The following is a 24,335-nucleotide window of genomic DNA, read 5'->3' as shown; positions in this document are numbered from 1 at the left end:
TGACTTGCGAGGCTCATATGATGCAGGGAACACCCCAGCTGGAACATAAATTCGCACGCTTCGGCGAGGATCTCTCGCTGCGTGACGCAACAGAGATCAAGGGCTACGCCAGCCTGTTCGGCCAGACCGATCAAGGCGGCGACGTGGTCGTGCGCGGCGCCTATGCGGCCTCCCTGAAAGCCCTCAAGGATCAGGGCCGGACCGTCAAGATGCTGTGGCAGCACGACCCCCACCAGCCCATCGGCGTCTGGGACGAGGTGCGCGAGGATGCCCGCGGCCTTTACGTAAAGGGCCGCATCCTCACCGCCACGCCGAAAGGCGCCGAGGCTGCCGCGCTGATCGCGGCGGGCGCCATCGACGGCCTCTCCATCGGCTACCGCACCCAAAAGGCCACCCGCGCCCAGGACGGCACCCGCCGCCTGACCCAGGTGGACCTGTGGGAGGTGTCGCTGGTCACCTTCCCGATGCTGCCCGCAGCCCGTGTGGCGGCCAAATCCGCCGCCGCAGATGCCCAAGCCGAAGCGCTGCGCGCCTTGGCCAAGGGGCTGCGGCAGATCACCCATGACCTCAAGGCAGGACAATGAGCATGAGCAACCAGGACCTCCCGGCAGACACCGGGGACGCAGCGCCCCTGGCGCATGAAGTGAAACAGGCCATCTCTGGCTTTCTTCATGAATTCAAGGGCTTTCAAGACGACGTGCAATCAAGGCTGAAACAGGCAGAAGAGCGAGTGAACATGCTGGACCGTAAGACAATCTCTCAGAACCGCCCCCATCTGGCAGCCAGCCAGGACGCGGGCGCGCCGCATCAGAAGGCGTTCAACGCCTACCTGCGCTGCGGCGACGACGACGGCCTGCGGGGCCTCGAACTGGAAGGCAAGGCGATGTCCACCGCCGTGGCCGGCGACGGCGGCTATCTGGTCGATCCGCAGACCTCGGAAACCGTGAAATCGGTGCTGAACGCCTCCGCCTCGATCCGCGCCGTGGCCTCCGTGGTGCATGTGGAGGCGACCTCCTATGACGTGCTGATCGACCACAGCGAAATGGGCGCCGGCTGGGCCAATGAAACCGGCCCGGCGGCGGAGACCTCCACCGGCAATATCGACCGCATCACCATCCCGCTGCATGAACTCAGCGCGCTGCCCAAGGCGTCGCAGCGGCTGCTCGATGACAGCGCCTTTGATATCGAGGGCTGGCTGGCCACCCGCATCGCCGACAAATTCGCGCGCTCCGAGGCCGATGCCTTCATCAACGGCGACGGCATCGACAAGCCCACCGGCTTCCTCAACTACCCGGTGACCGGCAACGACAGCTGGACCTGGGGCGAGATCGGCTACAAGGTCTCTGGCGTGGACGGCGATGTTGGCAACGGCGACGCGATCATCGACCTGGTCTATGCGCTGGGGGCCGAATACCGCGCCAACGCCACCTTCGTTCTGAACTCCAAGACCGCGGGAATGCTCAGGAAACTGAAGGACGCCGATGGCCGCTTCCTGTGGTCCGACGGTCTGGCCGCGGGGGAGCCCGCGCGCCTCATGGGCTACCCGGTGCTGATCGCCGAGGACATGCCGGACCCGGCCTCCAACAGCTACTCGATCGCCTTCGGCGACTTCCGCGCCGGCTACACCATTGCCGAGCGCCCGGACCTGCGCGTGTTGCGCGATCCCTTCAGCGCCAAGCCGCATGTGCTGTTCTACGCGACCAAGCGCGTCGGCGGCGACGTCAGCGACTTCGCCGCGATCAAGCTGATGAAATTCGGCCTGAGCTGACCGCTCAGCGCTGATGGCGGACCGGCAGCCCGGTCCGCCGGCCGGCACGCACCCCATATTTCCCTGCCGTCTAGCTGCTCCCCCTCCGTCCGAGCGGCAGGGAACGGTGCCTGCCGGCCGAACCCTCGAAAAACGGACAGCAGATCAGGGCCGGCTCAGGGGGAGGCCCGCAGGAGTGAGATGATGATGCTGAGCGAAGTGACCCCCGTGCCCGAGGCCGCCCTGCCGCTGGCCCCCTTCAAGGCGCATCTGCGTCTGGGCACCGGCTTTGGCGAGGACAGCCTGCAGGACGAGGTGCTGTTTGGCTTCCTGCGCGCCGCCCTGGCCGCGATTGAAGGAAGGACCGGCAAGGCACTGATAACCCGCGATTTTGAGCTGGAAATCCGCCACTGGCGCGACCGCGCCCGGATGGTGCTGCCGATCGCCCCGGTGCAGGCGGTGACAGAGGTGATGATCCGCGACGCCGCAGGGGCTGAGACGGTTCTGACCCCCTCCGCTTACCGCCTGGAGCGCGACACCCAGCGCCCGTGTTTGTGCCCGGCCGGCAGCCTGCTGCCCGCGATCCCGGCCGGCGGTCTGGCGCGGATCACCCTGCAGGCCGGCATGGCCGCCGGCTGGGGCGGCTTGCCCGCCGATCTGGCCCAGGCGGTGATGCTCCTGGCCGCGCATTACTACGAGTACCGGGCAGACACCGGCCTGCATGGCGGCTGCATGCCCTTTGGCGTCACCAGTCTGATCGAACGCTACCGCAGCCTGCGGCTGACGCTGGGAGGCCTGGCATGACACAGCCCCCGAACCTCACCCGCAAGCTGGTGCTGGAAGACCCCCAGCGCGCCCCCGACGGCGCCGGCGGCTACACCGAGACCTGGGTCGCGCTTGGCACCCTCTGGGCGGAGGTGAAATCGCTCTCGGGCCGACTGGCCGGTGACAGCGTGTCTTTGCAGAAATACCGGATCACCCTGCGCGCATCCCCAGAAGGCTTTGCATCTCGTCCGCGTCCGGACCAGCGCTTCCGCGACAATGACCGCCTCTACCGTATTGATGCGGTTGCAGAAAACGGCCCAGGCGCCCGCTACCTCACCTGTTTCGCGGTTGAGGAGGTGAGCGGATGACCTACGCCATCGCAGGCGGGCTGCAATCCGCTGTCTATACCCATCTGACCGGCGATGCGGCGCTGGCCGCGCTGGTCGGCAATGCGATCTATGACGCCATCCCCGCAGGCCCCTTGCCGCAGACCTATGTGGCGCTGGGATCGGAGGAGGTGCTGGACCGCTCCGACAAGACCGCAGGCGGGGCGGAGCACCGGTTCTTCATCACCGTCACCACCGATACCGCCGGGTTTGCCGGCGCCAAGGCTGCCGCGGCAGCCGTCTGCGACGCGCTGGTCGGTGCCGCGGTGCCGCTGCCGCGCGGCCAGCTGACGGGCCTGTGGTTCGACCGCGCCAAGGCCGAGCGGCTGACCACCGGCGGCAGGCAGATCACCCTGCGCTTCAGGGCGCGGGTGGATGATGTCTGAACCTCAGAAAGCACATGAAACCAATTGAAACACATGGAGAAACCCCATGACAGTTCAAAATGGCAAGGACCTGCTGGTCAAAGTGGACATGAACGGCGCAGGCCTGTTTGAGACCATCGCGGGCCTGCGCGCCACCCGCATCAGCTTCAACGCCGAAAGCGTCGATGTGACCAGCCTCGAAAGCCAGGGCGGCTGGCGCGAGCTGCTGGCCGGTGCCGGCGTCCGCTCTGCCAGCATTTCCGGCTCCGGCATCTTCCGGGACGAGGCAACGGACGAACGCGCCCGGCAGCTTTTCTTCGAAGGGCTGACGCCGGAGTTCCAGGTGATCATCCCCGATTTCGGCATCGTGCAGGGGCCGTTCCAGGTCAGCGCCCTTGAATACGCTGGCAGCCACAACGGCGAGGCGACCTATGAACTCTCGCTCGCTAGCGCCGGCCAGCTCAGCTTCTCGGCGGTCTGAGCGATGGTGAACCCCCACGCTGGCGAGGCAGAATTGCTTGTGAATGGAACCCCTTACGCGCTGAAGCTGACACTGGGCGCGCTGGCGGGACTGGAGACCGCGCTGGAGGAGGGCACGCTGGTCGATCTGGTGCAGCGGTTCGAACAGGGCCGGTTTTCCGCCCGCGACGTGCTGGCGCTGCTGGCGGCAGGATTGCAAGGCGGCGGCCACGGCCTCAGCCGCGAGGATCTTGCATCTGCCACCATCACCGGCGGCCCGATGCAGGCGGCGCGGGTGGCGGCAGAGCTTCTGGTGCGCAGCTTTACCGTGCCGGAGGCGCCATGAGCGGGCTGGACTGGCCCGCGCTGATGCGCGCCGGGATGGCGGGGCTGAAGCTGCTGCCGCGCGACTTCTGGCAGCTGACGCCGGCGGAGCTGCGGCTGATGCTGGGCGAGGCCGCGGCCCCGCGCCCCCTGGGGCGCGACCGGCTGGCGGCCTTGATGGCGGCCTTCCCGGATGCCGCCGGCCCGACGAACAAGGAGACAACAGATGACTGACTCATCTTCGATGGCGGAACTGGAACTGCAAGGCGAAGCTTTGGGAGAAGCGCTGGACGGTGCCTCTGGAATGGCCGCGGCCTTTGCAGAAGTGCTGGGGCGGGTGAAGGAGGGGTTCTCCGAGACCGGGCGCGATGCGCAGATCCTGGACCGAAGCCTTTCCAAGGGCTTACGGCGCGCTTTTGAGGGCCTGGCCTTTGACGGCAACAGCCTGTCGGAGGCGATGGACACCCTCGCGCGCTCAATGATCCGCACCACCTACAACGCGGCGATGAAGCCGGTGACCAACCACATCAGCGGGATGATGACCGAGGGGCTGACCGCGCTGATCGGAAACATTCTGCCCTTCGCCAATGGCGCGGCCTTCAGCCAGGGCAAGGTGATGCCCTTTGCCAAGGGCGGGATCGTGACCAGCCCCACCACCTTTCCGATGCGCGGTGCCACCGGGCTGATGGGCGAAGCGGGACCGGAGGCGATCCTGCCGCTGACCCGCGGCGCCGACGGCTCGCTGGGCGTGCGCAGCCAGGGCGGCGGGGCCGTGAATGTGGTGATGAATGTCTCCACCCCCGACGTCAAAGGCTTTGAACGCAGCCGCAGCCAGATCGCCGCACAGCTCTCGCGCGCGCTGTCCCGCGGCGGGCGCAACCGTTAAGGATGGAGGGTAACCACATGAATTTTCATGAAATCCGCTTTCCCGCCTCGCTCAGCTTCGGCTCCGTCGGCGGCCCGGAGCGGCGCACCGATGTGGTGACGCTCGCCAACGGGTTCGAGGAGCGCAACACCCCCTGGGCGCACTCCCGCCGCCGCTATGATGCGGGGCTGGGCCTGCGCGCGCTGGAGGATATCGAGACGCTCATCGCCTTCTTCGAGGCCCGCCAGGGCCAGCTCTACGGCTTCCGCTGGAAAGACTGGAGCGATTATAAATCCGCCCGCGCCAGCGCGGACGTTGCCTTTGACGATCAGGTGGTGGCGACCGGCGACGGCGCCACGGTGACCTTTCAGCTGGCCAAGACCTACCGCTCCGGCGCCTTCACCTATCAGCGCCCGATCACCAAGCCGGTGGCAGGCACGGTGCGGGTCGGGATCGGCCAGGACGAGCTGCGCGAAAGCGTCGACTACGAGCTGGACACCGCCACCGGCCTGATCACCCTGGCGCATCCGCCGGAGAAGGGCCTGAGCATCCGGGCGGGGTTCGAATTCGACGTGCCGGTGCGGTTCGACACCGGCAGCATCCAGACCAGCGTCGCGTCTTTCCAGGCGGGCGAGGCGCCGGCGGTGCCGGTGGTGGAGCTGCGGGTATGAGCGGGCTGTCCGGGGCCTTCCGGGCCCATGTGCAATCCGGCATCACCACCCTGTGCCGCTGCTGGGCGCTGGAGCGGCGCGACGGTGCGGTGCTGGGCTTCACCGACCATGACTGCGTGCTGCGGTTCGACGGGCTGGCGTTTCAGCCCGGCAGCGGGCTGACGGCGCGGGCGGTGAGCCAGGCCACCGGCCTGTCGGTCGACAACACCGAGGCGCTGGGGGTGCTGAGCGACGCCGCGGTGCGGGAGGCGGACATCGAGGCGGGCCGGTTCGACGGCGCCGGGGTGCGCTGCTGGCTGGTGAACTGGCAGGATGTTTCGATGCGCTGGCTGCAGTTCCGCGGCTCCATCGGTGAGATCCGCCGGGCCGGCGGTGCCTTTCAGGCGGAACTGCGCGGGCTGACGGAGGCGCTGAACAGGCCGCAGGGGCGGATCTACCAGAAGCCCTGCACCGCGGTGCTGGGCGATGCCGCCTGCAGGTTTGATCTGGACACGCCCGGCTATGCCGCGGAGCTGGCCGCCGCGGTGGTGGAGCGCAATGAGGTGTTCCGCTGGGACGCCTTGCCGGGGTTTGAGCCGGACTGGTTCACCGGCGGGCGGCTGACGGTCCTCAGCGGCGCGGCTGAGGGGCTGTGGGCGGCGGTCAAGGCCGATCAGTCCACGGCGGATGGCCGGAAGATCGCCCTGTGGGAACCCATCCGCGCTGCGGTGCAGCCTGGTGATACGCTCCGGCTGGCGGCGGGCTGCGGCAAGCGGCTAGAGACCTGCCGGCTGAAGTTCAACAACGTGATGAATTTCCAGGGCTTCCCGGACATTCCGGGGGAGGATTGGGTGATGGCGGTGCCGCGCCAGTCGGGCGTGAACACCGGGGGCAGCAGGCGATGAGCCGGGTGGTGCAGGCCGCCCGCGGCTGGATCGGCACGCCCTATGTGCATCAGGCCTCCTGCAAGGGGGCGGGCTGCGACTGCCTGGGCCTGATCCGGGGGCTGTGGCGGGAGCTGTGCGGGGCCGAGCCGGAGCTGCCGCCCGCCTACACGATGGACTGGTCCGAGCCGCAGGGGGCCGAGGCGCTGTGGCAGGCGGCGGCGCGGCATCTGGTGGCAAAGCCGTTGCGCGATGCTGCCCCCGGCGACGTGATCTTGTTCCGGATGCGGGAGGGATCGGTGGCCAAGCATCTGGGGGTGCAGTCCGGAACTAGCATTCAAACCGGTGAGGGCAGCGTCCGGCCACGGGTGGGCGAGAAGCGCCCTCCCGTTTTGCCGGAGGCAAACCTCCGGTTTGACGGGGCGGACGGACGCTGCCCGGCCTTCGGCCCGGCAAAACAGGCAGAAAATGTTCCGTCATTCATCCACGCATACGCCGGCCACGGGGTTGTCGAAAGCCCGCTGAGCCCGCCCTGGCAGCGCCGCATCGTGGCGCGGTTTCACTTCCCGAAGGAGCTGATCTGATGGCAACCATTCTTCTCTCAGCCGCCGGCGCGGCGGTTGGCGGCGCAATCGGCGGCACTGTGGCGGGCCTCTCGTCCGCGGTGATCGGCCGGGCGGCAGGCGCCACGCTGGGCCGCATGATCGACGAACGTCTGCTGGGCTCGGGCTCGGCCCCGGTGGAGACCGGCAAGATCGACCGCTTCCGCCTCACGCAGTCCAGCGAGGGCTCCCCCGCAGCACAGGTCTATGGCCGGATGCGGCTGGGCGGGCAGGTGATCTGGTCGTCGCGGTTCCTGGAAACCTCCACCACCAGCGGCGGCGGCAAGGGCCGGCCCAGCCAGCCGCAGGTCACCAGCTACAGCTATTCCGTGTCGCTGGCGATTGCGCTGTGCGAGGGGGAGATTGCCCATGTCTCCCGCGTCTGGGCCGATGGGGAGGAGGTGGCGCCCAAGGATCTGAACATGACCGTCTACCGCGGCACACAGGACCAGCTGCCCGACCCGGTGATGGAGGCGATCGAAGGCGCGGGCCAGGTGCCTGCCTACCGCGGCACGGCCTATGTGGTGTTCGAGAACCTGGAGCTTTCGCGCTTCGGCAACCGGGTGCCGCAGTTTTCCTTTGATGTGCTGCGGCCGGAGCAGCCGGACAGCAGCACCTATGCGCAGGATCTGGGCCAGCTGGTGCAAGGCGTGGCGCTGATGCCCGGCACCGGCGAATACGCGCTGGCCGCCGAGACGGTGCAGTATTCCGGCGGGCCGGGCGATGCGAAGGCGGCCAATGAGCATACGCCCTCGGGGCTGAGCGACCTCAAGACCTCGCTCAACGCGCTGGAGGCGGAGCTGCCGTCCTGCGGCGCGGCCTCGCTGATCGTGTCCTGGTTCGGCAATGACCTGCGCTGCGGCGAATGCACCCTGACACCCAAGGTGGAGCACAAGGACGCCGAAGGCAGTATGCCCTGGAGCGTGAGCGGGCTGACCCGCGAGACCGCGGCGCAGGTGCTGACCCAGGAGGGCACGCCGCTTTATGGCGGCACGCCCGCCGATGCCTCGGTGATCCAGGCGATCCGGGAGATGCGAGGCAGGGGCCTGCGGGTGATGTTTTACCCCTTCATCCTGATGGACCAGGCGGAGGGCAACGGCCTGCCCGATCCCTGGACCGGCGGCGCCAGCCAGCCGCATCTGCCGTGGCGGGGGCGGATCACGCTGTCGGCCGCGCCGGGGCAGCCCGGCTCGCCCGATGGCACCGCGGCGGCGGAGGCTGAGGTGGCGGCGTTCTTTGGCACCGTCACCGCGGCGGACTTCACCGTGGGCGACGGCACCGTCGCCTACAGCGGGCCGCAGGAGTGGAGCCTGTCCCGCTTCATCCTGCACAATGCCGCGCTGTGTGCAGCGGCGGGCGGGGTGGAGGCGTTTTGCATCAGCTCCGAAATGCGGGCGCTGACGCAGATCCGCGGCGCCGCGGGCTTTCCGGCGGTGGCAGCCCTGCGCGCCCTGGCGGCAGAGGTGCGGCTGTTGCTGGGGGCGGAGACCAAAATCGGCTATGCCGCCGACTGGTCCGAATACTGGGGCTATCAGTCGCCGGAGGGCGACCGGTATTTCCACCTCGACCCGCTGTGGGCGGACCCTGAGATCGACTTCATTGGCATCGACAACTACATGCCGCTCAGCGACTGGCGGGAGGGGGAGGACCACCTGGATGCGCAATCCGGCGTGCCGGCGGTCTATGACCTCGATTACCTGCGCAGCAATGTGGAGGGCGGCGAGGGGTTTGACTGGTATTACCACTCGCCCGAGGCCGCAGCGGCGCAGATCCGCACGCCGATCACCGATGGCGCGCATGATGAACCTTGGATCTGGCGGTACAAGGATATCCGCAGCTGGTGGATGCAGGAGCATCACGAGCGGATCGGCGGGGTGCGGCAGGCGGCGCCGACCGCCTGGGTGCCGCAAAGCAAACCTATCTGGTTCACCGAACTGGGCTGCGCCGCCATCGACAAAGGCACCAACCAGCCGAACAAATTCCTGGACCCGAAAAGCTCGGAGTCGAAACTTCCCAAATACTCCAACGGGTTGCGCGACGATCTGATCCAGATCCACTACTTGCGTGCGATCCTTGGGTATTGGGGCGAGGACGCCAACAATCCGGTCTCCGAGGAATACGGCGATCGGATGCTGGATATGTCCAACGCCTATGTCTGGGCCTGGGACGCGCGGCCGTTTCCGGCCTTCCCCAGCCGCGCGGACATCTGGACCGACGGCGAAAACTACCTGCGCGGCCATTGGCTGAACGGGCGGGCCGGGCAGCGCACGCTGGCCTCGGTGGTGGCGGAGGTGTGCCGCCGTGCGGGGCTGGAGGATTTTGATGTCTCGCGGCTTTACGGCGTGGTGCATGGCTATGTGAACCCGGATGTGAGCGACGCCCGTGCGGTATTGCAGCCCCTGATGCTGCGGCACGGGTTCGACGCGGTGGAGCGCGACGGGACGCTGCAGTTCCGGATGCGCAGCGGCACCGGGGCGGAGGCGCTGGCGCTGGAGCATCTGGCGGAAAGCGAGGAACTGGAGGGCACGCTGGAACTTGGCCGCGCCGGCGATGCGGAGCTGGCGGGGCGGGTGCGGCTGCGGTTCACCGAATGGGGCGGCGACCATGCCGCCGGGTCGGTGGAGGCGGTCCTGCCCGATGAGGCCACCCATTCCGTCAGCCAGACCGAGCTGCCGATGGCGCTGACCGGTGCCGAGGCGCGTCAGGTCGCCGGGCGCTGGCTGGCGGAGGCGCGGATCTCGCGCGATACGCTGCGGTTCCAGCTGCCGCCTTCGCTGCTGCATCTGGGGGCGGGGGATGTGGTGTCGCTGCCGCTGGAGGGCGGCGATCAGCTCTACCGCATCGACCGGCTCGAACAGGGGGAGGCGCAGCTGGCGGAGGCGGTGCGGATCGAGCCCGGCACCTATGACCTGGCCGCGGTGGCGGAAGAGCTGCCGGGCGTCAATGCCTTTGCAGCACCTGGGCCGGTGCTGCCGATGTTCCTGGATCTGCCCCTGATGCGCGGCGACGAGGTGCCCCATGCGCCGCATCTGGCGCTGACGGCGCAGGCCTGGCCCGGCAGCGTGGCGGCCTATGGCTCCGAGGCGGATGAGAATTACGCGCTGGAGCAGGTGATTGCCGCGCGGCAGGTGATCGGGGTCACGGAGACACCGCTGTTGGCCGCCGCCGCGGGGCGCTGGGATCTGGGGGCGGATCTGCAGGTGAAGCTGATCTCCGGTTCGCTGGAAAGCCGCACCGTTGAGGCGGTGCTGAACGGTGCCAATGCGGCCGCCATCGGCGATGGCACATCCGGCAACTGGGAGCTGTTCCAGTTCCGCGAGGCGGAGCTGATCGCGCCGCAGACCTATCTTTTGCGCGGGCGCTTGCGCGGCCAGCTGGGGACGGATGCCGTGATGCCGGAGGTCTGGCCTGCCGGGTCTTACCTCGTGCTGCTGGACGGCACGCCAGTGCAGATGGAGCTGGCGCCGGAACAGCGCCGCCGGGTGCGGCATTACCGGATCGGTCCTGCGCGCCGTGGGCTGGAGGATCCGTCATATGCGCACCGGCAGGAGAGCTTTGAGGGCGTTGGCCTGAGGCCTTATGCGCCGGTGCATCTGCGGCTGAGCGGCGCGCTGAGCGAGGACATCGCCGCCGCCTGGGTGCGCCGCACCCGGATCGAGGGTGACAGCTGGGACCTGGACGAGGTGCCGTTGGGCGAAGAGACGGAATCCTACCGCATCCGGGTGATGCGCGGGGCCACGGTGCTGCGGGAGGAAACCGCGGCCGCGCCGGGCTGGGCCTATCCGGCAGCGGCGCAGGCGGCGGACGGGGTGCAGGCGGGCGATGTGCTGGAGGTGGCGCAGCGGTCGGCGCGGTATGGTGCCGGGCCTGCGGCGCGGGCCGTTCTGCAATGATCCGCCCGGTGCTGCCCGGCGATGTCTCCGCGGTGGCGCGGGCGCTGCTGGCGGTGCCGGAGAGCGGCCGCCTGCGCCTTTGCCGCCGCATTTTCGGCGGCGCGGCAGAGGCGGCGGCGCATTGCCGGATGCTCGGGCAGCTGCATCCGCGCTGGGGCGACGGCTCGCTGAATGCGGCGGCCCGGAGGTTCGCGCTGGCGGATGAACCGTTTCTGGATGACGCGGCGTATCTCAGCTGCACCCGGCTGGTGCTGCAGGAACTGGCGCTGGTGCTCGGCGCGGAGGCGGAGGCCCCCGCCCGCTGAACCCGGCAGGGAGCCTGCCCGGCCAGCCGTTGGGCGTGGCTCCGCCTGCCTGCGGCGGCGGCGGCGCGGCGGCGTTTCATCGATAACGAAAATGTACCCCATCACGGGTTTGCGTTTGCCGAAAAAGCCCTTAGATGGCTATCTTGAGCGGAGAAAGGATGCATCGCCATGTTCAAAACTCAGCACGCCGTCGCCTCGCTGGATCCCGTCTGGGACCGGATCACCAAGGAAGCTCAGGACGCTGTCGACTCGCAGCCGCTGATGGGCGGGCTGATCCATGCCTGTATCCTGCACCACAAATCGCTGCAGAAGGCGCTGTCCTACCGGATTTCCGCCAAGCTGTGCTCCAACGAGATGTCGATGACCATCCTGCGGGAGATCGTCGATGCTGCCTATGAGGCCGACCCCGGCATCGTTGAAGCTGCGCGCGCTGACCTGATGGCGGTTTATGAGCGCGATCCGGCCTGCCACCGGCTGCTGCAGCCGATCCTCTATTTCAAGGGGTACCAGGCGGTGCAGGCCTACCGGATCGGCCATTGGCTGTGGCAGCAGGGCGACTGGGATCTGGCCTATTTCTTCCAGATGCGGATTTCCGAGATTTTCGGCGTCGATATCCATCCGGCGGCGGTGATCGGCAAGGGGATCATGATCGACCATGCCCATTCCATCGTCATCGGCGAAACCGCGGTGGTGGGCGACAACGTGTCGATGCTGCATTCGGTGACGCTGGGCGGCACCGGCAAGGAGGAAGAGGACCGGCATCCGAAGATCGGCGACGGGGTGCTGATCGGTGCCGGCGCCAAGGTGCTGGGCAACATCAAGGTCGGCCATTGCAGCCGGATTGCTGCCGGGTCGGTGGTGCTGGCGGAGGTGCCGCCGTGCAAGACCGTGGCGGGCATCCCGGCGCGCATCGTGGGCGAAGCGGGCTGCGATCAGCCCTCGGTCAGCATGGACCAGCGGTTTCCGAACGGTTCCGACTGAGGGATGCGCCGCAGGCCGCGCCGCATTTTGAGTATTTTTGGAAAGATGAAGGGGCGCGGGATGCGCCCCTTTTTCAATCGCGTCTCCGGAAGGAAATAGTGTTTTAGAGTAGAGGGTTGCGGGAGGCTGTTGGTCCTCTTCCCGAGGGCGGGGCAGCCTGCGGTTCCGCAAACCGGCGCGCCGGGCGGAGGGCGGTCTTATTTGGCGGCAGCCACGGCGGGCTGGCTTGAACCCGGTTGCGCCGGGGCGCATAGTCCGGTGCAACAGCTTCTTTTTCCGCAGTTTCGATTTGGGGGACAGATCATGATTTACACGACCGAAGGCCGCGGGCGGCTCTATGGCTCGATCCTGGAGACGGTGGGCAACACGCCCGCGATCCGCCTGAACCGCATCGCGCCGGATCATGTGACCATGTACGTGAAGGCCGAGGCGTTCAACCCGGCGGGATCGGTGAAGGACCGGCTGGCGCTGAACATCATCGAGGCCGCCGAGCGCGAGGGGCGGCTGGCGCCCGGTCAGACCGTGGTGGAGGCGACCAGCGGCAACACCGGCATTGGCCTAGCGATGGTGTGCGCCGCCAAGGGCTATCCGCTGGTGATCACCATGCACGACGGGTTCTCGGTCGAGCGGCGGCGGCTGATGCGGATGCTGGGCGCCAGGGTGGTGCTGACCCGCAAGGAGGACAAGGCGGTTGGCATGGTGGTGAAGGCCAAGGAACTGGCAGAGGCCAACGGCTGGTTCCTGGCGCATCAGTTCGAGACCAAGGACAACGCCGACATTCACGAGGCCACCACGGCGCGGGAGATCCTGGGGGATTTCGAGGGCGCACGGCTGGATCATGTGGTGCTGGGCTATGGCACCGGCGGCACGGTTGCGGGGCTTGGGCGGGTGCTGAAGGGCGCGCGGCCGGATCTGAAGATCACCCTCAGCGAGCCGTCCAACGCGGCGCTGGTGCAGTCCGGGCAGGGGCAGGCGCGCAATGCGGAGGGCGAGCCGGCGGCGACCCATCCGGCCTTCAACCCGCATCCCATCCAGGGCTGGACCCCGGATTTCATCCCGCTGGTGCTGCAGGAGGCGCTGGACAACGGCTATTTCGACGCGCTGGAGCCGGTGAGCGGCGAGGAGAGCATTGCCTGGTCGAAGCGGCTGGCGGCGGAGGAAGGCATCCTGGCCGGGATTTCCAGCGGCGGCAGCCTGGCGGCGGCGATGAAGGTCGCGGAGAGCGCGCCGGAAGGATCGGTGCTGCTGGCGGTGCTGCCGGATACCGGCGAGCGGTATCTGTCGACGCCGCTGTTTGAGGAGATCCCGGCGGAGATGGATGAGGCGGAGCAGGCGCTGTCGGCCTCGACCCCCGGGTTTCAGTACTGAGCGGCGCGCCGCCGCTGGCCGGGTGCCGCCGCTGGCGGGGTGCTGGCGGCTGCGGTTGCGCAGATGAGTATTTGGGGAAAGATGAAGGGGGCGGGGGCGCTCCCTTTCTTGGCGGTCCGATGGCGCTTTCGGGGGAACTCTGGCGCGCGTTTCAGCGTCCACTACGCGGGACTTAGTGAGCTTTCGCTGCAAATGCAAAAATGGCCGCTAATGAGAAAAAGTCTTACAATAGGACTGCAATTCCGACTGTTCAAAAAACTGTCGTTTGGGGGCGGCTATGAATTTGCCTTCGGGTCCCAGTTCTGCGAAACAAGCCCAAGCCTCTGAGTTGGAGATTATTTCGCAGCCGATTAATGAGCGGCCAACCTCAGTAAAAATACCGTTCCAAGTTCTGAGCTTGCTGGATTGAAAGGCGCATAGCGCATTCAGCGGTTACCGCTCCCCAGCCCGAACCTCCCGCGTGCCAACCAACAATATTCTCTTCGGAACACATTTCATTCTTGAATTGAAGCCAGAGCCGCTGAGCAGCGCGCAGATTAGCGATGCCCTCTTGGTTGCTAGGTTGCAGCGGTCCTTGCTCCAGTGTGCGTTGATAAACAGCATTCAGATGTTCGTCCGCGCGTTCCAAGCCGATGTAGTTACAATACTCGTGAGGTGACACTGCGGCTCCGCCGGGAACGCCAAATCCTTTGCTTTCGAGAACTGTTTCCAAGTCTTTCACGCACTGTTGGATGCCTACTATGACGCAAGCCGCCTGATCGATAGACTCATTCGCAAAACACGCTTCAACCTGAAGATAGGATTTGTCGTATTCAGCGGCAGCTGCCTCCCAGTCATCTGCTTGCGCACTAGCTCCTACAATCGCCAAACCAAAAGCCAATATCTGTTTCAGCATGAGTATTTCCTTATGGTAAATCACTTGAGATAAAAAATGGCCAAGCGTTGCCCAAGTGGCCTGCGGTTTGATGGGCAAATGGCAGGACGAGGCCATGCGGTCAAGCGCTTCTTCGGTTGACGGCTATCACGTGGCAGACATTCGTGCCGCACGCAGCATCGGTCAGAGTGGGCTCTCCCGACACCTTCGCCGCGAGATCCATGAATGACCGTTCCGGGATGGAGCGCCTTTCGCAGCGCGGCGCACGAACTGGCAAGACGCGGAACTTAGCTGCCATTTGCTTTTGGGCGTAATAGTGTAAGGTCACAAAAAACGGAGTCGGCCATGATCGCCCCTTATCTCACTGGCATCTTGCTCGCTTACGGAGTCTTCATGATTGGCATGTTTACGCCGGGGCCAAATATCTTGGCGGTGATCGGCACATCAATGTCTATCGGTAGATCAGAGGGGAAAGCTCTGGCACTTGGTGTGGCGACGGGTACTTTCTGCTGGTCCATGTTGACCGCGTTGGGCCTCACCGCACTCGTCTCGACGTATGCTTCGATCATGGTTGTTTTGAAAGTGATTGGCGCGGCGTACCTGCTTTGGTTGGCGTTCAAAGCCTTCAAATCGGCCCTGACCGTCAAAAAGTTAGAGGTACGGCCCGTGCATCTGAACGGTGGACCACTAGCGTTCTACCGGCGCGGCCTTTTGATCCAGATGACGAACGCGAAGGCGGCTTTGGTTTGGATTGCGATCATGTCTCTCGCGATGGATGGGCAAGCACCTATCTGGGTGGCTGCTCTGGTCGTTGTCGGCACTAGCATCATCTCCGCAGTCGGGCATGTGATTTACGCAGTGGCCTTCTCCACATCGCCGGTCGTCGCGGTCTATGCGAAAGCCCGCCGGTGGATCGAAGGAGTGCTTGGCGTATATTTCTGCTTCGCCAGTTACAAACTCGTCACCTACCGCCCGTAGCTCACGCGGTAGGTTTGGACTCCAAGCGGCCAATCGGAACCAGCAGCTGCACAGCAAACGAAAAGCCCCGGCGCTGAGGCCGGGGCTTTGGTGTTTCGCACTAGCGGCAGCCCCTCAGGCCAGCATCACCATCGGGTTTTCCAGGTTCTCGACGATGGCCTTCAACAGGTCCGCGCCGAGGGCGCCGTCGATGACGCGGTGGTCGACCGACATGGTGACGCTCATCACCGTGGCGACCTTCAGCTCGCCGTCGGCGCCCACCACAGGCTTCTTGACGCCGGAGCCGACCGCCAGGATGCCCGCGTGCGGCGGGTTCACGATGGCGTCGAAGTTGTCGATGCCGAACATGCCGAGGTTGGAGATCGCGAAGCTGCCGCCCTGGTATTCATGCGGCGCGAGCTTGCGGTCGCGGGCGCGCTTGGCGAGGTCCTTCATCTGCGCGGACAGGGCGGAGAGCGACTTGCTGTCGGCGTCTTGCAGCACCGGGGTGAACAACCCGCCCTCGATGGCGACGGCAACCGCCACGTCGGAGGCTTTCATCTTGAGCACCCGGTCGCCGGCCCAGACCGCGTTGGCGTCCGGCACCGCTTGCAGCGCCAGCGCCACCGCCTTGATAATGAAGTCGTTGACCGAGAGCTTGACGCCGCGGCCTTCGAGCTGCTTGTTCAGCTCACCGCGGAATTTCAGCAGCGCGTCGAGCTGGATGTCGCGGCGCAGGTAGAAATGCGGGATGGTCTGCTTGGCTTCGGTGAGGCGGGCGGCAATGGTCTTGCGCATGCCGTCCAGCTTGACCTCCTCAAAGTCGCGGCTCTCGTACATGCGGGCGACCATGTCGGCGGAGGGGCCGGAAGGGGCTGCGGCAGCAGGCGCGGGCGCGGCGGAAGCTTCAGCCTTGGGCGCGGCGGCTGCCTGCGGCTTGGCGTCGATCACGTCGGCCTTGACGATGCGGCCCTTGGGGCCGGAGCCGGTGATCCGGGCCAGATCCAGGCCCTTGTCCGCAGCGATGCGGCGCGCGAGCGGCGAGGCGAAGATACGGTTGCCGTCGGCGCCCTGCGGTGCGGCGGGGGCGGCTTTGGCCTCTTCCTTGGGGGCCTCGGCTTTGGCTTCGGACTTGGCTTCGGCAGGCGCCTCTTCCTTGGCTTCCTGGGCCGGAGCTGCATCCGCGCTGGAGCTGCCGGAGGTGCCGATGTCATCGGCGCTTTCGCCGTCTTCCAGCAGCACCGCGATGGGGGTGTTGACCTTCACGCCCTCGGAGCCTTCGGCGATCAGGATCTTGCCGATCACGCCTTCGTCCACGGCTTCGAATTCCATGGTGGCCTTGTCGGTTTCGATCTCTGCGATCAGGTCGCCGGAGGAGACGGTGTCGCCCTCCTTGACCAGCCATTTGGCGAGGGTGCCTTCCTCCATGGTGGGAGAAAGCGCGGGCATCAGGATTTCAGTAGGCATGCTATTCGCGCTCCCTTACCGGTAGGTCACTTGTTTCACCGCTTCGACCACCTCATCCGTGGTGATCAGCGCGTGGCGTTCCAGGTTGGCGGCATAAGGCATGGGCACGTCCTTGCCGGTGCAGGTGATGATGGGCGCGTCCAGATAGTCGAACGCCTCCCGCTGCACCTCGGAGGCGATGTAGCTGCCGACGGAGCCCTGCGGCCAGCCTTCCTCGACGGTGACCAGGCGGTTGGTCTTCTTGACCGATTCAATCACCGTGGGCAGATCCATCGGGCGCAGGGTGCGCAGGTCGATGACTTCGGCGCTGGTGCCGTCCTGGGCCAGCTTTTCAGCGGCCTCCAGTGCGTATTGCATGCCGATGCCGAAGGAGACGATGGTCACGTCAGAGCCTTCGCGCCAGATCCGGGCCTTGCCGAAGGGGATGGTGAAATCGTCCAGTTTCGGCACGTCGAAGGCGCGGCCGTAGAGGATTTCGTTCTCCAGGAAGATCACCGGGTTGGGATCGCGGATCGCGGTTTTCATCAGGCCTTTGGCGTCGGCGGCGGAGTAGGGCATCACCACCTTCAGCCCCGGGATCTGCATGTACCAGGCGGCGTAGTCCTGCGAGTGCTGAGCACCGACGCGGGCGGCGGCGCCGTTGGGGCCGCGGAACACCATCGGGGCGCCCATCTGGCCGCCGGACATGTAGAGCGTCTTGGCCGCGGAGTTGATGATGTGGTCAATCGCCTGCATGGCGAAGTTGAAGGTCATGAACTCGACAATCGGGCGCAGGCCGCCGAAGGCCGCGCCGGTGGCGATGCCGGCAAAACCGTGCTCGGTGATCGGGGTGTCGATCACGCGCTTGGCGCCGAACTCGTCCAGCAGGCCCTGGGAGACCTTGTAGGCACCCTGATACTCGGCGACTTCCTCGCCCATCAGGAACACGTCCTCGTCGCGGCGCATTTCCTCGGCCATGGCGTCGCGCAGGGCTTCGCGCACGGTGGTCTGCACCATCTCGGTGCCTTCCGGATAGTCGGGCTCCAGCATCTTGGCAGGCATCGCGGGGGCCTTCTGCGGCGCGGCGGCAGCAGGTTCGTCAGAGGGCGCTTTTTCGGCCGGGGCCTCTTCCTTGGTGCTGGAGGCCTCGTAGTCATCGGCGCTTTCGCCGTCTTCCAGCAGCACCGCGATGGGGGTGTTCACCTTGACGCCTTCGGTGCCTTCGGAGATCAGGATCTTGCCGACGGTGCCTTCGTCGACGGCTTCAAACTCCATCGTCGCCTTGTCGGTTTCGATTTCCGCCAGGATGTCGCCGGAGCTTACGGTATCGCCTTCCTTGACCAGCCATTTGGCCAGGGTGCCTTCCTCCATGGTCGGCGACAGGGCGGGCATCAGAATTTCAGTTGCCATGTCTTGTTCTTCCCTCTCAGGCGTTTTCCTGCGGCACTTCATCCGCGTAGATGTCGGTCCAGAGCTCGTCCAGGGCCGGCTCCGGGCTTTCCTTGGCGAAGTCGGCGGATTTGGAAACGATGTCCTTGATTTCCTTGTCGATCGCCTTGAGGTCTTCTTCGGTGGCGTGCTTGCCGGTCAGGAGCATGTCGCGGACCTGCTCGATCGGGTCGCGCTCCTCGCGCATTTTCTGGACCTCTTCGCGGGTGCGGTACTTGGCCGGATCCGACATCGAGTGGCCGCGGTAGCGGTAGGTCTTGACCTCGAGGATATAGGGGCCGTCGCCGCTGCGGCAGTGGGCCACGGCGCGTTCGCCCGCTTCCTTGACGGAGAGGACGTTCATGCCGTCCACCGCTTCGCCCGGGATGCCGAAGGCTTTGCCGCGTTCCCAGATCTCCGCGCTGGAGGTGGAGCGCTGCTGCGAGGTGCCCATGGCGTACTGGTTGTTCTCGATCACGAAGATCACCGGCAGTTTCCACAGGGCGGCCATGTTGAAGGTCTCGTAGACCTGGCCCTGGTTGGCGGCGCCGTCACCGAAATAGGTGAAGGTGACGCGGCCGTTGCCCTTGTACTTGTCGGCAAAGGCGAGGCCCGCGCCGATCGGCACCTGGGCGCCGACGATGCCGTGGCCGCCGTAGAAATGCTTCTCTTTCGAGAACATGTGCATCGAGCCGCCCTTGCCCTTGGAGTAGCCGCCCTCGCGGCCCGTGAGCTCAGCCATGACGCCATCGGGGTCCATGCCGCAGGCCAGCATGTGGCCGTGGTCGCGGTAGGAGGTGATGCGTTTGTCGCCTTCCTCGGCGGCGGCCTCGAGGCCCACGACAACGGCTTCCTGTCCGATGTAGAGGTGGCAGAAGCCCCCGATCAGACCCATGCCGTAGAGCTGTCCCGATTTCTCTTCGAATCGGCGGATCAGCAGCATCTCGCGATAGTAGTGGGTGAGTTCTTCGGCAGAAACGTTTGGTTTCTTTGTAGTTTTTCTAGCGGCCATGGTGGTCGGCTCCCCCTGCAGGCTAGATAGTTTAGCATTAAACAAATTCATAACCGGTTTTGATGCGGCTGAATAGTGTTATTCTGCCGCGGGGTTTCCGCCGCGTAAAAAACCGCCGAGAGCGCGCAAAAATGCCACGCCGGCGGGGCCGCGGCAGGTGCCGTATCATGGCCGCTTGCGCCCGCCAGGGGAAGGCCCTTTTGCAGCGGCGCGGGCCATTGCCGGCATTGCCGGGGGCGATCATTGTCCGGGAGGCGGATGAGGGGGTGCGGGGCGGACCGGCTGCCGGGCGCGCTACGCCAGGGGCGTCAAGCGGGGGTCAGCGGATCACGATCTCGTCGGCGCGGACCAGGCCCAGCACCGAGCGGGCCTGCTCATCCAGCAGGTCGAGATCGAGGTAATCGTCGGACAGCCGCCGGGTCAGGTTTTCCATGTCGCCGATATTGGAGTGGAGACGGCCGAGATCCAGCCGCAGTTCTTCTGCTTCGGCTTGGATCTCGACCCTCCGGAATAGACCGAAGTCGCCTTGCACCGCCGCAAAAGTGAAATACGCGCTGAGCGCGAAGGCGATTGCAAAGAAGGCGATGGCGCCAAAAGACGGCCGGGGGCTTCGGGTCACGTTGGGAGTGCCTGTATGTTACTGCTGTAGTGTTTTGATTTTGCGCCGTTTCCCGGCGTCTGCCTTATGTATGCCACAACCGAATCGGCTTGTGAATCCCAAAACTGTCCACAGGGGGAATTTTTTGCGGTTTGGCCCCGGCGCTGCCGCAACGGCAGCCCGGCGGTGACGCGGCGCTGTGCTGGCCACAGCGCGGCGGCTTGCGCAGGCTGGGGCCAGGGAGGATCAGCGATGCAAGACAGGGCAGCCTGCGCCGGGCGCGGCGATTTGGGAACTCATGAGGTGCAGAACCAGCCGCAGCCGCGCGGCGGGCGCGATCTGTGGGCCGAGGACGCGGCGCTGCGGTCCTATTCGGCGCATCACGGCGGCCGCATGGATGCGCTGGCCCTTGCCGGGGCGGAATACGGCAGCGAAACGCTGCTGGAGGTTGCCGCCGAAGCCCGGCGCGATCCGCCGCGGCTGGAACTGTTCAGCCGCTCCGGCCGGCGGCTGGACGAGGTGCGGTTCAACGCGGGCTATCATCAGGTGATGGCGGCGGCGCAGCGGCTGGGCTATGCCCATGCCGCCTGGGACGGCGCGCCGGGCGGCCATGTCACCCATGCGGCGCATGTCTACATGCTCAACCAGGTGGAGCCGGGCGTGTGCTGCCCGATGACCATGACCTATGCCGCCATTCCCGCCCTGCGCCATGCGCCGGATCTGGCGGCGCTGTGGCACCCGAAGCTGCTGAGCGCGGAGTATGACCCGGCGGTGCGGCCCGTCGCGCACAAGCGCGGCGCGACGCTGGGCATGGCGATGACCGAGAAGCAGGGCGGCTCTGACGTGCGGGCCAATACCACCCGGGCGGTGCGGGACGGCGCGCACTACCGGCTGACCGGGCACAAGTGGTTCTGCTCGGCGCCGATGTCGGACGGCTTTCTGACGCTGGCATATGCGGAGGGCGGGCTGACCTGCTTTCTGGTGCCGCGCTGGCTGGAGGAGGGGCGCAACGGCATCCGGCTGCAGCGGCTGAAGGACAAGCTGGGCAATCGCGCCAATGCCAGTTCCGAGGTCGAATATGCGGAGGCGCTGGCGTACCGGGTGGGCGAAGAGGGCGCGGGCGTGCGCACCATCATCGAAATGGTCCACCACACAAGGCTGGACACCGCGCTGGCGCCCGCCGGGCTGATGCGGGCGGCGCTGGCGGAGGCGTTCTGGTGGGCCGAAGGGCGTGCGGCGTTCCAGAGGAAGCTGATCGGCCAGCCGCTGATGCGGGCGGTGCTGGCCGATCTGGTGCTGGATGCCGAGGGCGCGCTGGCGGCGGGCATGGCGATGGCCGCGGCCTTTGACCGGACGGATGCGGACAGCCGGGCGCTGGCGCGGATCGGGGTGGCTCTGGCGAAATACCTGGGCAACAAGCGCTGCATCCCGGTGATCGGCGAGGCGATGGAGGTGCTGGGCGGCATGGGCTACGTCGAGGAGACGCCGATGCCGATGCTGTACCGCGAGGCGCCCCTGAACGGGATCTGGGAGGGGTCGGGCAATGTGATCTGTCTCGATATCCTGCGCACGCTGGCCAGGGAGCCGCGGGCCGCGGCGGCGCTGAACGCGCTGCTGGACGGGGCCAGGGGCGGCGACCGGCGTTATGATGCGGGGCTGGCGGCGCACCGGGCGCGCTGGCCCGGGCTGCCGGACGAGGCGGAAGCGCGCTGGTTCGCCGAAAGCCTGGCCACGCTAATGACGGCGGCCTGCCTGATGGACGCGGCGCCTGCTGCGGTGGCGGAGGGTTATGTCACCAGCCGGATTGCAGGGGAGCGCGGTTCGCTGCCGGGATCGGTGGCCGGGCTGGATGTGAACGCGATCCTGGCGCGGTTCCGCGGCGCATAGGTCCGCCGCCGGACAAGAAAAAGGCCCAGCTTTGCAGCTGGGCCGGACAGGGCTGGCTGTTGGCGGCTTACTGCACCAGCGCCGCGACGCCGGGCAGGGTCTTGCCTTCCATCCACTCCAGGAAGGCGCCGCCGGCTGTGGAGATGTACGTGAAGTCGCCCGCCGCGCCGGAGGCGTTCAGGGCCGCCACGGTGTCGCCGCCGCCGGCAACCGAGATCAGCTGGCCGGAGCGGGTCATTGCCGCGGCCTTGAGCGCGGCGGCGTTGGTGGCGGCGTCGAACGGTTCCAGCTCAAACGCGCCGAGGGGGCCGTTCCAGATCAGTGTCTTGCTTTTCGAGAAGACCTCGATGATGCGGGCGAGGCTCTCCGGGCCTGCGTCCAGGATCATGCCGTCTTCGGGGCATTGATCGGCGGGCAGGACTTCGTGCGGCGCGTGGGCTTCGAATTTCTTGGCGACCACGATGTCGGTGGGCAGGATGATCTCGCAGCCCGCGGCCTCGGCCTTGGCGAGGATCTCGGCTGCGGTGTCCTTCATGATGCGTTCGGCCAGCGAAATGCCGACCGGCAGCCCCTTGGCCACCAGGAAGGTGTTGGCCATGCCGCCGCCGATCACCAGGTGGTCGACCTTCTCGATCAGGTTGCCCAGGAGTTCCAGCTTGGTAGAGACCTTGGCGCCGCCGACCACTGCGGTCACCGGGCGCTTCGGCTTGCCCAGGGCGCTTTCCAGCGCTTCCAGCTCTGCCTGCATCAGGCGGCCCGCACAGGCGGGCAGCAGGCGGGCGATCGCCTCGGTGGAGGAATGCGCGCGGTGGGCGGCGGAGAAGGCGTCGTTGCAGTAGACCTCGCCCAGCCGCGCCATGCCGGCGGCCAGGTCGGGGTCGTTCTTGGTTTCGGCCGCGTGGAAGCGGGTGTTTTCCAGCAGCAGCACTTCGCCCGGCTGCAGCGCGTCGGCAGCGGCCTCGGCGCCGGCGCCGACGCAATCGGCAGCAAACAGAACCCTGGTTTCAAAGGCGCGCTCCAGCGTCGGCACCAGCTGGTTCAGCGACAGGTTCTCGCGGCGCTCGCCGCCGGGGCGGCCGAAGTGGGCCAAGAGGATCGGCTTGCCGCCGGCCGCCAGAATGTCGCGCACGGTGGGGGCGATGCGGCGGATGCGGGTGGAGTCGGTCACCACGCCGTCGACGATCGGCACGTTGATGTCCACGCGCACCAGCACGCGCTTGCCGTTCAGATCCATGTCGTCGAGTGTTTTCCAGCCCATCTCAAGAGACCCCTTATGGTGAAAGTGCAGTCAAATCCGCGGGCTGTTTCGGGGGTTTTTGCGCATCAGTCAATGCTCCCTTGGCATTTCCCGGCGCTGGCCTTAACTATCGTTGCAAATTTCGACGACAGGAGGGCCACATGGCCGAGATCAAAGATCCCGAAAACACCATCATCATCGAGCTGAAAGACGGCAATGTGGTGATCGAGCTGCTGCCCGACGTGGCGCCGAAGCATTCCGAGCGGATGAAGGAACTGGCCCGTGCCGGCGAGTATGACAACGTCTGCTTCCACCGGGTGATCGACGGCTTCATGGCGCAGACCGGCGATGTGGCCAATGGCGACATGGAAGACGGCTTCAACCTGCGCATGGCGGGCACCGGCGGCTCCAGCCTGCCGAATGTTCCGGCCGAGTTCTCCAAGCTGCCGCATGACCGCGGCACCCTGGGCGCGGCCCGTTCGGCCAACCCGGATTCCGCAAATTCGCAGTTCTTCATCAACTTCAAGGACAACCACTTCCTGAACGGCCAGTACACCGTTTATGGCCGTGTCATCGAAGGCATGGAGCACGTGGATGCGATCACCCGCGGCGAGCCGCCTGCGAACCCGGACCGGATGATCTCCGTCAAGGTGGCTGCGGATGCGTAAGGCGCTTTCGCTGGTGGCCCTGCTGGCGGCAGGGCCTGCCTTCGCGACCGGCCTGGAAATCCAGGTCGAGGGCGAAGCCAACGGCACCATCCAGATCGACCTGTTCGAGGATGTGGCGCCCAAGCATGTGGAGCAGATCACCGCGCTGGCCGAAGCGGGCCAGTATGACGGCGTGGTGTTCCATCGCGTGATCGAGGGCTTCATGGCGCAGACCGGCGATGTCGAGTTCGGCAAGGCCGGCGGCGATATGCGCCGGGCCGGGCAGGGCGGCTCTGACCGTCCGGATCTGGCGGCGGAGTTCTCCGACATCACCTATGACCGCGGTGTGGTCGGCATGGCCCGGTCGCAGAGCCCGGACAGCGCCAATTCGCAGTTCTTCATCATGTTCGCCCCGGGCCCGTTCCTGGACGGCCAGTACACGGTTGTCGGCAAGGTGACCGGGGGCATGGATGTGGTCGACGCGATCAAGCGCGGCGAAGGCCCCAATGGCGCGGTGATCGGCCAGCCCGACACCATGGCCAAGGTGACCGTGACCGAATAACCGGCGGTGCCCGCACCGCGGCGGAACCCGCGCCGGAGGCTTTCCGGCGCGGTTTTTTTGTGCCGGGGGGGGGGCGGGTGCAAAAAAAAGGCG

General features: G+C 66.4%; 26 protein-coding genes. 20 read left to right on the top strand and 6 right to left on the bottom strand.

Annotation, left to right across the window (positions count from 1 at the left end):
* The first annotated feature begins 20 nt into the window (after positions 1-20).
* From DAEP_RS0106010 to DAEP_RS0105935, 16 genes are all read left to right on the top strand, one after another.
* A complete protein-coding gene (locus DAEP_RS0106010) occupies positions 21-584 on the top strand; it encodes an HK97 family phage prohead protease (protein ID WP_008554214.1) in 564 nt (187 codons plus the stop codon).
* A gap of 2 nt (positions 585-586) precedes the next feature.
* The gene (locus DAEP_RS0106005; RefSeq protein ID WP_027244019.1) at positions 587-1,768 is read left to right on the top strand and encodes a phage major capsid protein; all 1,182 of its coding nucleotides are present in this window, start codon (positions 587-589) and stop codon (positions 1,766-1,768) included.
* A 183-nt stretch (positions 1,769-1,951) separates the two neighbouring features.
* Positions 1,952-2,551: a head-tail connector protein gene (locus tag DAEP_RS0106000; RefSeq protein WP_027244018.1), complete on the top strand. Its 600-nt coding sequence runs from the start codon at positions 1,952-1,954 to the stop codon at positions 2,549-2,551.
* On the top strand, positions 2,548-2,880 hold the full coding sequence (locus DAEP_RS0105995; RefSeq protein WP_027244017.1) for a head-tail adaptor protein: 333 nt from the start codon (positions 2,548-2,550) through the stop codon (positions 2,878-2,880). Before DAEP_RS0106000 ends, DAEP_RS0105995 begins: the two co-directional genes overlap by 4 nt.
* Positions 2,877-3,284 (top strand): DUF3168 domain-containing protein, encoded by a 408-nt coding sequence (locus DAEP_RS0105990; RefSeq protein ID WP_027244016.1) that lies wholly within the window; start codon positions 2,877-2,879, stop codon positions 3,282-3,284. Before DAEP_RS0105995 ends, DAEP_RS0105990 begins: the two co-directional genes overlap by 4 nt.
* Before the next feature lie 46 nt (positions 3,285-3,330).
* Positions 3,331-3,744: a phage major tail protein, TP901-1 family gene (locus tag DAEP_RS0105985; protein WP_027244015.1), complete on the top strand. Its 414-nt coding sequence runs from the start codon at positions 3,331-3,333 to the stop codon at positions 3,742-3,744.
* Positions 3,745-3,747: 3 nt separating this feature from the next.
* Positions 3,748-4,068, top strand: a complete 321-nt coding sequence (locus tag DAEP_RS0105980) for a gene transfer agent family protein (protein WP_027244014.1) — start codon at positions 3,748-3,750, stop codon at positions 4,066-4,068.
* Positions 4,065-4,280 (top strand): rcc01693 family protein, encoded by a 216-nt coding sequence (locus DAEP_RS0105975; protein WP_027244013.1) that lies wholly within the window; start codon positions 4,065-4,067, stop codon positions 4,278-4,280. Before DAEP_RS0105980 ends, DAEP_RS0105975 begins: the two co-directional genes overlap by 4 nt.
* Positions 4,273-4,932, top strand: a complete 660-nt coding sequence (locus tag DAEP_RS0105970) for a phage tail tape measure protein (RefSeq protein WP_027244012.1) — start codon at positions 4,273-4,275, stop codon at positions 4,930-4,932. Before DAEP_RS0105975 ends, DAEP_RS0105970 begins: the two co-directional genes overlap by 8 nt.
* Positions 4,933-4,949: 17 nt before the next feature.
* Complete coding sequence (locus tag DAEP_RS0105965) at positions 4,950-5,582, top strand: DUF2460 domain-containing protein (protein WP_027244011.1); 633 nt, start codon at positions 4,950-4,952, stop codon at positions 5,580-5,582.
* Positions 5,579-6,466, top strand: coding sequence for a DUF2163 domain-containing protein (locus DAEP_RS0105960; protein ID WP_027244010.1), 888 nt, complete (start codon positions 5,579-5,581; stop codon positions 6,464-6,466). Before DAEP_RS0105965 ends, DAEP_RS0105960 begins: the two co-directional genes overlap by 4 nt.
* Complete coding sequence (locus tag DAEP_RS0105955) at positions 6,463-7,029, top strand: C40 family peptidase (RefSeq protein ID WP_027244009.1); 567 nt, start codon at positions 6,463-6,465, stop codon at positions 7,027-7,029. The genes DAEP_RS0105960 and DAEP_RS0105955 overlap by 4 nt, the downstream gene beginning before the upstream one ends.
* Positions 7,029-10,940 carry a baseplate multidomain protein megatron gene (locus DAEP_RS0105950; protein WP_027244008.1) on the top strand — a complete coding sequence of 1,304 codons (3,912 nt, stop codon included), beginning with the start codon at positions 7,029-7,031 and terminating at the stop codon, positions 10,938-10,940. Before DAEP_RS0105955 ends, DAEP_RS0105950 begins: the two co-directional genes overlap by 1 nt.
* On the top strand, positions 10,937-11,245 hold the full coding sequence (locus tag DAEP_RS0105945; protein ID WP_027244007.1) for a DUF7742 family protein: 309 nt from the start codon (positions 10,937-10,939) through the stop codon (positions 11,243-11,245). Before DAEP_RS0105950 ends, DAEP_RS0105945 begins: the two co-directional genes overlap by 4 nt.
* Positions 11,246-11,413: 168 nt before the next feature.
* Complete coding sequence (gene cysE, locus DAEP_RS0105940) at positions 11,414-12,226, top strand: serine O-acetyltransferase (RefSeq protein WP_008556177.1); 813 nt, start codon at positions 11,414-11,416, stop codon at positions 12,224-12,226.
* A 303-nt stretch (positions 12,227-12,529) separates the two neighbouring features.
* Complete coding sequence (locus tag DAEP_RS0105935) at positions 12,530-13,594, top strand: PLP-dependent cysteine synthase family protein (protein ID WP_027244006.1); 1,065 nt, start codon at positions 12,530-12,532, stop codon at positions 13,592-13,594.
* 367 nt (positions 13,595-13,961) lie between these two features.
* On the opposite strand, the gene DAEP_RS23515 is transcribed toward DAEP_RS0105935, so the two are convergent.
* Positions 13,962-14,489: a lysozyme inhibitor LprI family protein gene (locus DAEP_RS23515; RefSeq protein ID WP_161787054.1), complete on the bottom strand. Its 528-nt coding sequence runs from the start codon at positions 14,487-14,489 to the stop codon at positions 13,962-13,964.
* A gap of 324 nt (positions 14,490-14,813) precedes the next feature.
* Between DAEP_RS23515 and DAEP_RS0105925 the strand changes: the two genes are divergently transcribed.
* Entirely contained in the window at positions 14,814-15,446 is a 633-nt protein-coding gene (locus DAEP_RS0105925) for a LysE family translocator (RefSeq protein ID WP_027244005.1), read from the top strand.
* A 114-nt stretch (positions 15,447-15,560) separates the two neighbouring features.
* On the opposite strand, the gene DAEP_RS0105920 is transcribed toward DAEP_RS0105925, so the two are convergent.
* The 4 genes from DAEP_RS0105920 to DAEP_RS0105905 form a co-directional block, all read right to left on the bottom strand.
* Positions 15,561-16,892, bottom strand: a complete 1,332-nt coding sequence (locus DAEP_RS0105920; RefSeq protein WP_027244004.1) for a pyruvate dehydrogenase complex dihydrolipoamide acetyltransferase — start codon at positions 16,890-16,892, stop codon at positions 15,561-15,563.
* A 15-nt stretch (positions 16,893-16,907) separates the two neighbouring features.
* Positions 16,908-18,281 (bottom strand): pyruvate dehydrogenase complex E1 component subunit beta, encoded by a 1,374-nt coding sequence (locus tag DAEP_RS0105915; RefSeq protein WP_027244003.1) that lies wholly within the window; start codon positions 18,279-18,281, stop codon positions 16,908-16,910.
* A 16-nt stretch (positions 18,282-18,297) separates the two neighbouring features.
* Complete coding sequence (gene pdhA / locus DAEP_RS0105910; RefSeq protein WP_008554412.1) at positions 18,298-19,311, bottom strand: pyruvate dehydrogenase (acetyl-transferring) E1 component subunit alpha; 1,014 nt, start codon at positions 19,309-19,311, stop codon at positions 18,298-18,300.
* A 319-nt stretch (positions 19,312-19,630) separates the two neighbouring features.
* Positions 19,631-19,930 carry an FtsB family cell division protein gene (locus DAEP_RS0105905; protein WP_008553375.1) on the bottom strand — a complete coding sequence of 100 codons (300 nt, stop codon included), beginning with the start codon at positions 19,928-19,930 and terminating at the stop codon, positions 19,631-19,633.
* Between the two features lie 231 nt (positions 19,931-20,161).
* On the opposite strand from DAEP_RS0105905, the gene DAEP_RS0105900 reads away from it, so the two are divergent.
* Positions 20,162-21,796, top strand: a complete 1,635-nt coding sequence (locus DAEP_RS0105900; RefSeq protein WP_027244002.1) for an acyl-CoA dehydrogenase family protein — start codon at positions 20,162-20,164, stop codon at positions 21,794-21,796.
* Positions 21,797-21,863: 67 nt separating this feature from the next.
* Here DAEP_RS0105900 and DAEP_RS0105895 read toward each other — a convergent pair whose 3' ends face one another.
* Complete coding sequence (locus DAEP_RS0105895) at positions 21,864-23,054, bottom strand: phosphoglycerate kinase (RefSeq protein WP_027244001.1); 1,191 nt, start codon at positions 23,052-23,054, stop codon at positions 21,864-21,866.
* 140 nt (positions 23,055-23,194) lie between these two features.
* On the opposite strand from DAEP_RS0105895, the gene DAEP_RS0105890 reads away from it, so the two are divergent.
* Both DAEP_RS0105890 and DAEP_RS0105885 read left to right on the top strand, forming a co-directional pair.
* Positions 23,195-23,701 (top strand): peptidylprolyl isomerase, encoded by a 507-nt coding sequence (locus DAEP_RS0105890; RefSeq protein ID WP_008555083.1) that lies wholly within the window; start codon positions 23,195-23,197, stop codon positions 23,699-23,701.
* On the top strand, positions 23,694-24,242 hold the full coding sequence (locus tag DAEP_RS0105885) for a peptidylprolyl isomerase (protein ID WP_008553450.1): 549 nt from the start codon (positions 23,694-23,696) through the stop codon (positions 24,240-24,242). The genes DAEP_RS0105890 and DAEP_RS0105885 overlap by 8 nt, the downstream gene beginning before the upstream one ends.
* Positions 24,243-24,335 lie beyond the last annotated feature (93 nt).

Source organism: Leisingera daeponensis DSM 23529 (assembly GCF_000473145.1).
In the GTDB taxonomy this organism is placed as follows: domain Bacteria; phylum Pseudomonadota; class Alphaproteobacteria; order Rhodobacterales; family Rhodobacteraceae; genus Leisingera; species Leisingera daeponensis.
Note: the sequence above shows the minus strand (reverse complement) of the source record. Positions and strands in the feature narration are given on the sequence as shown.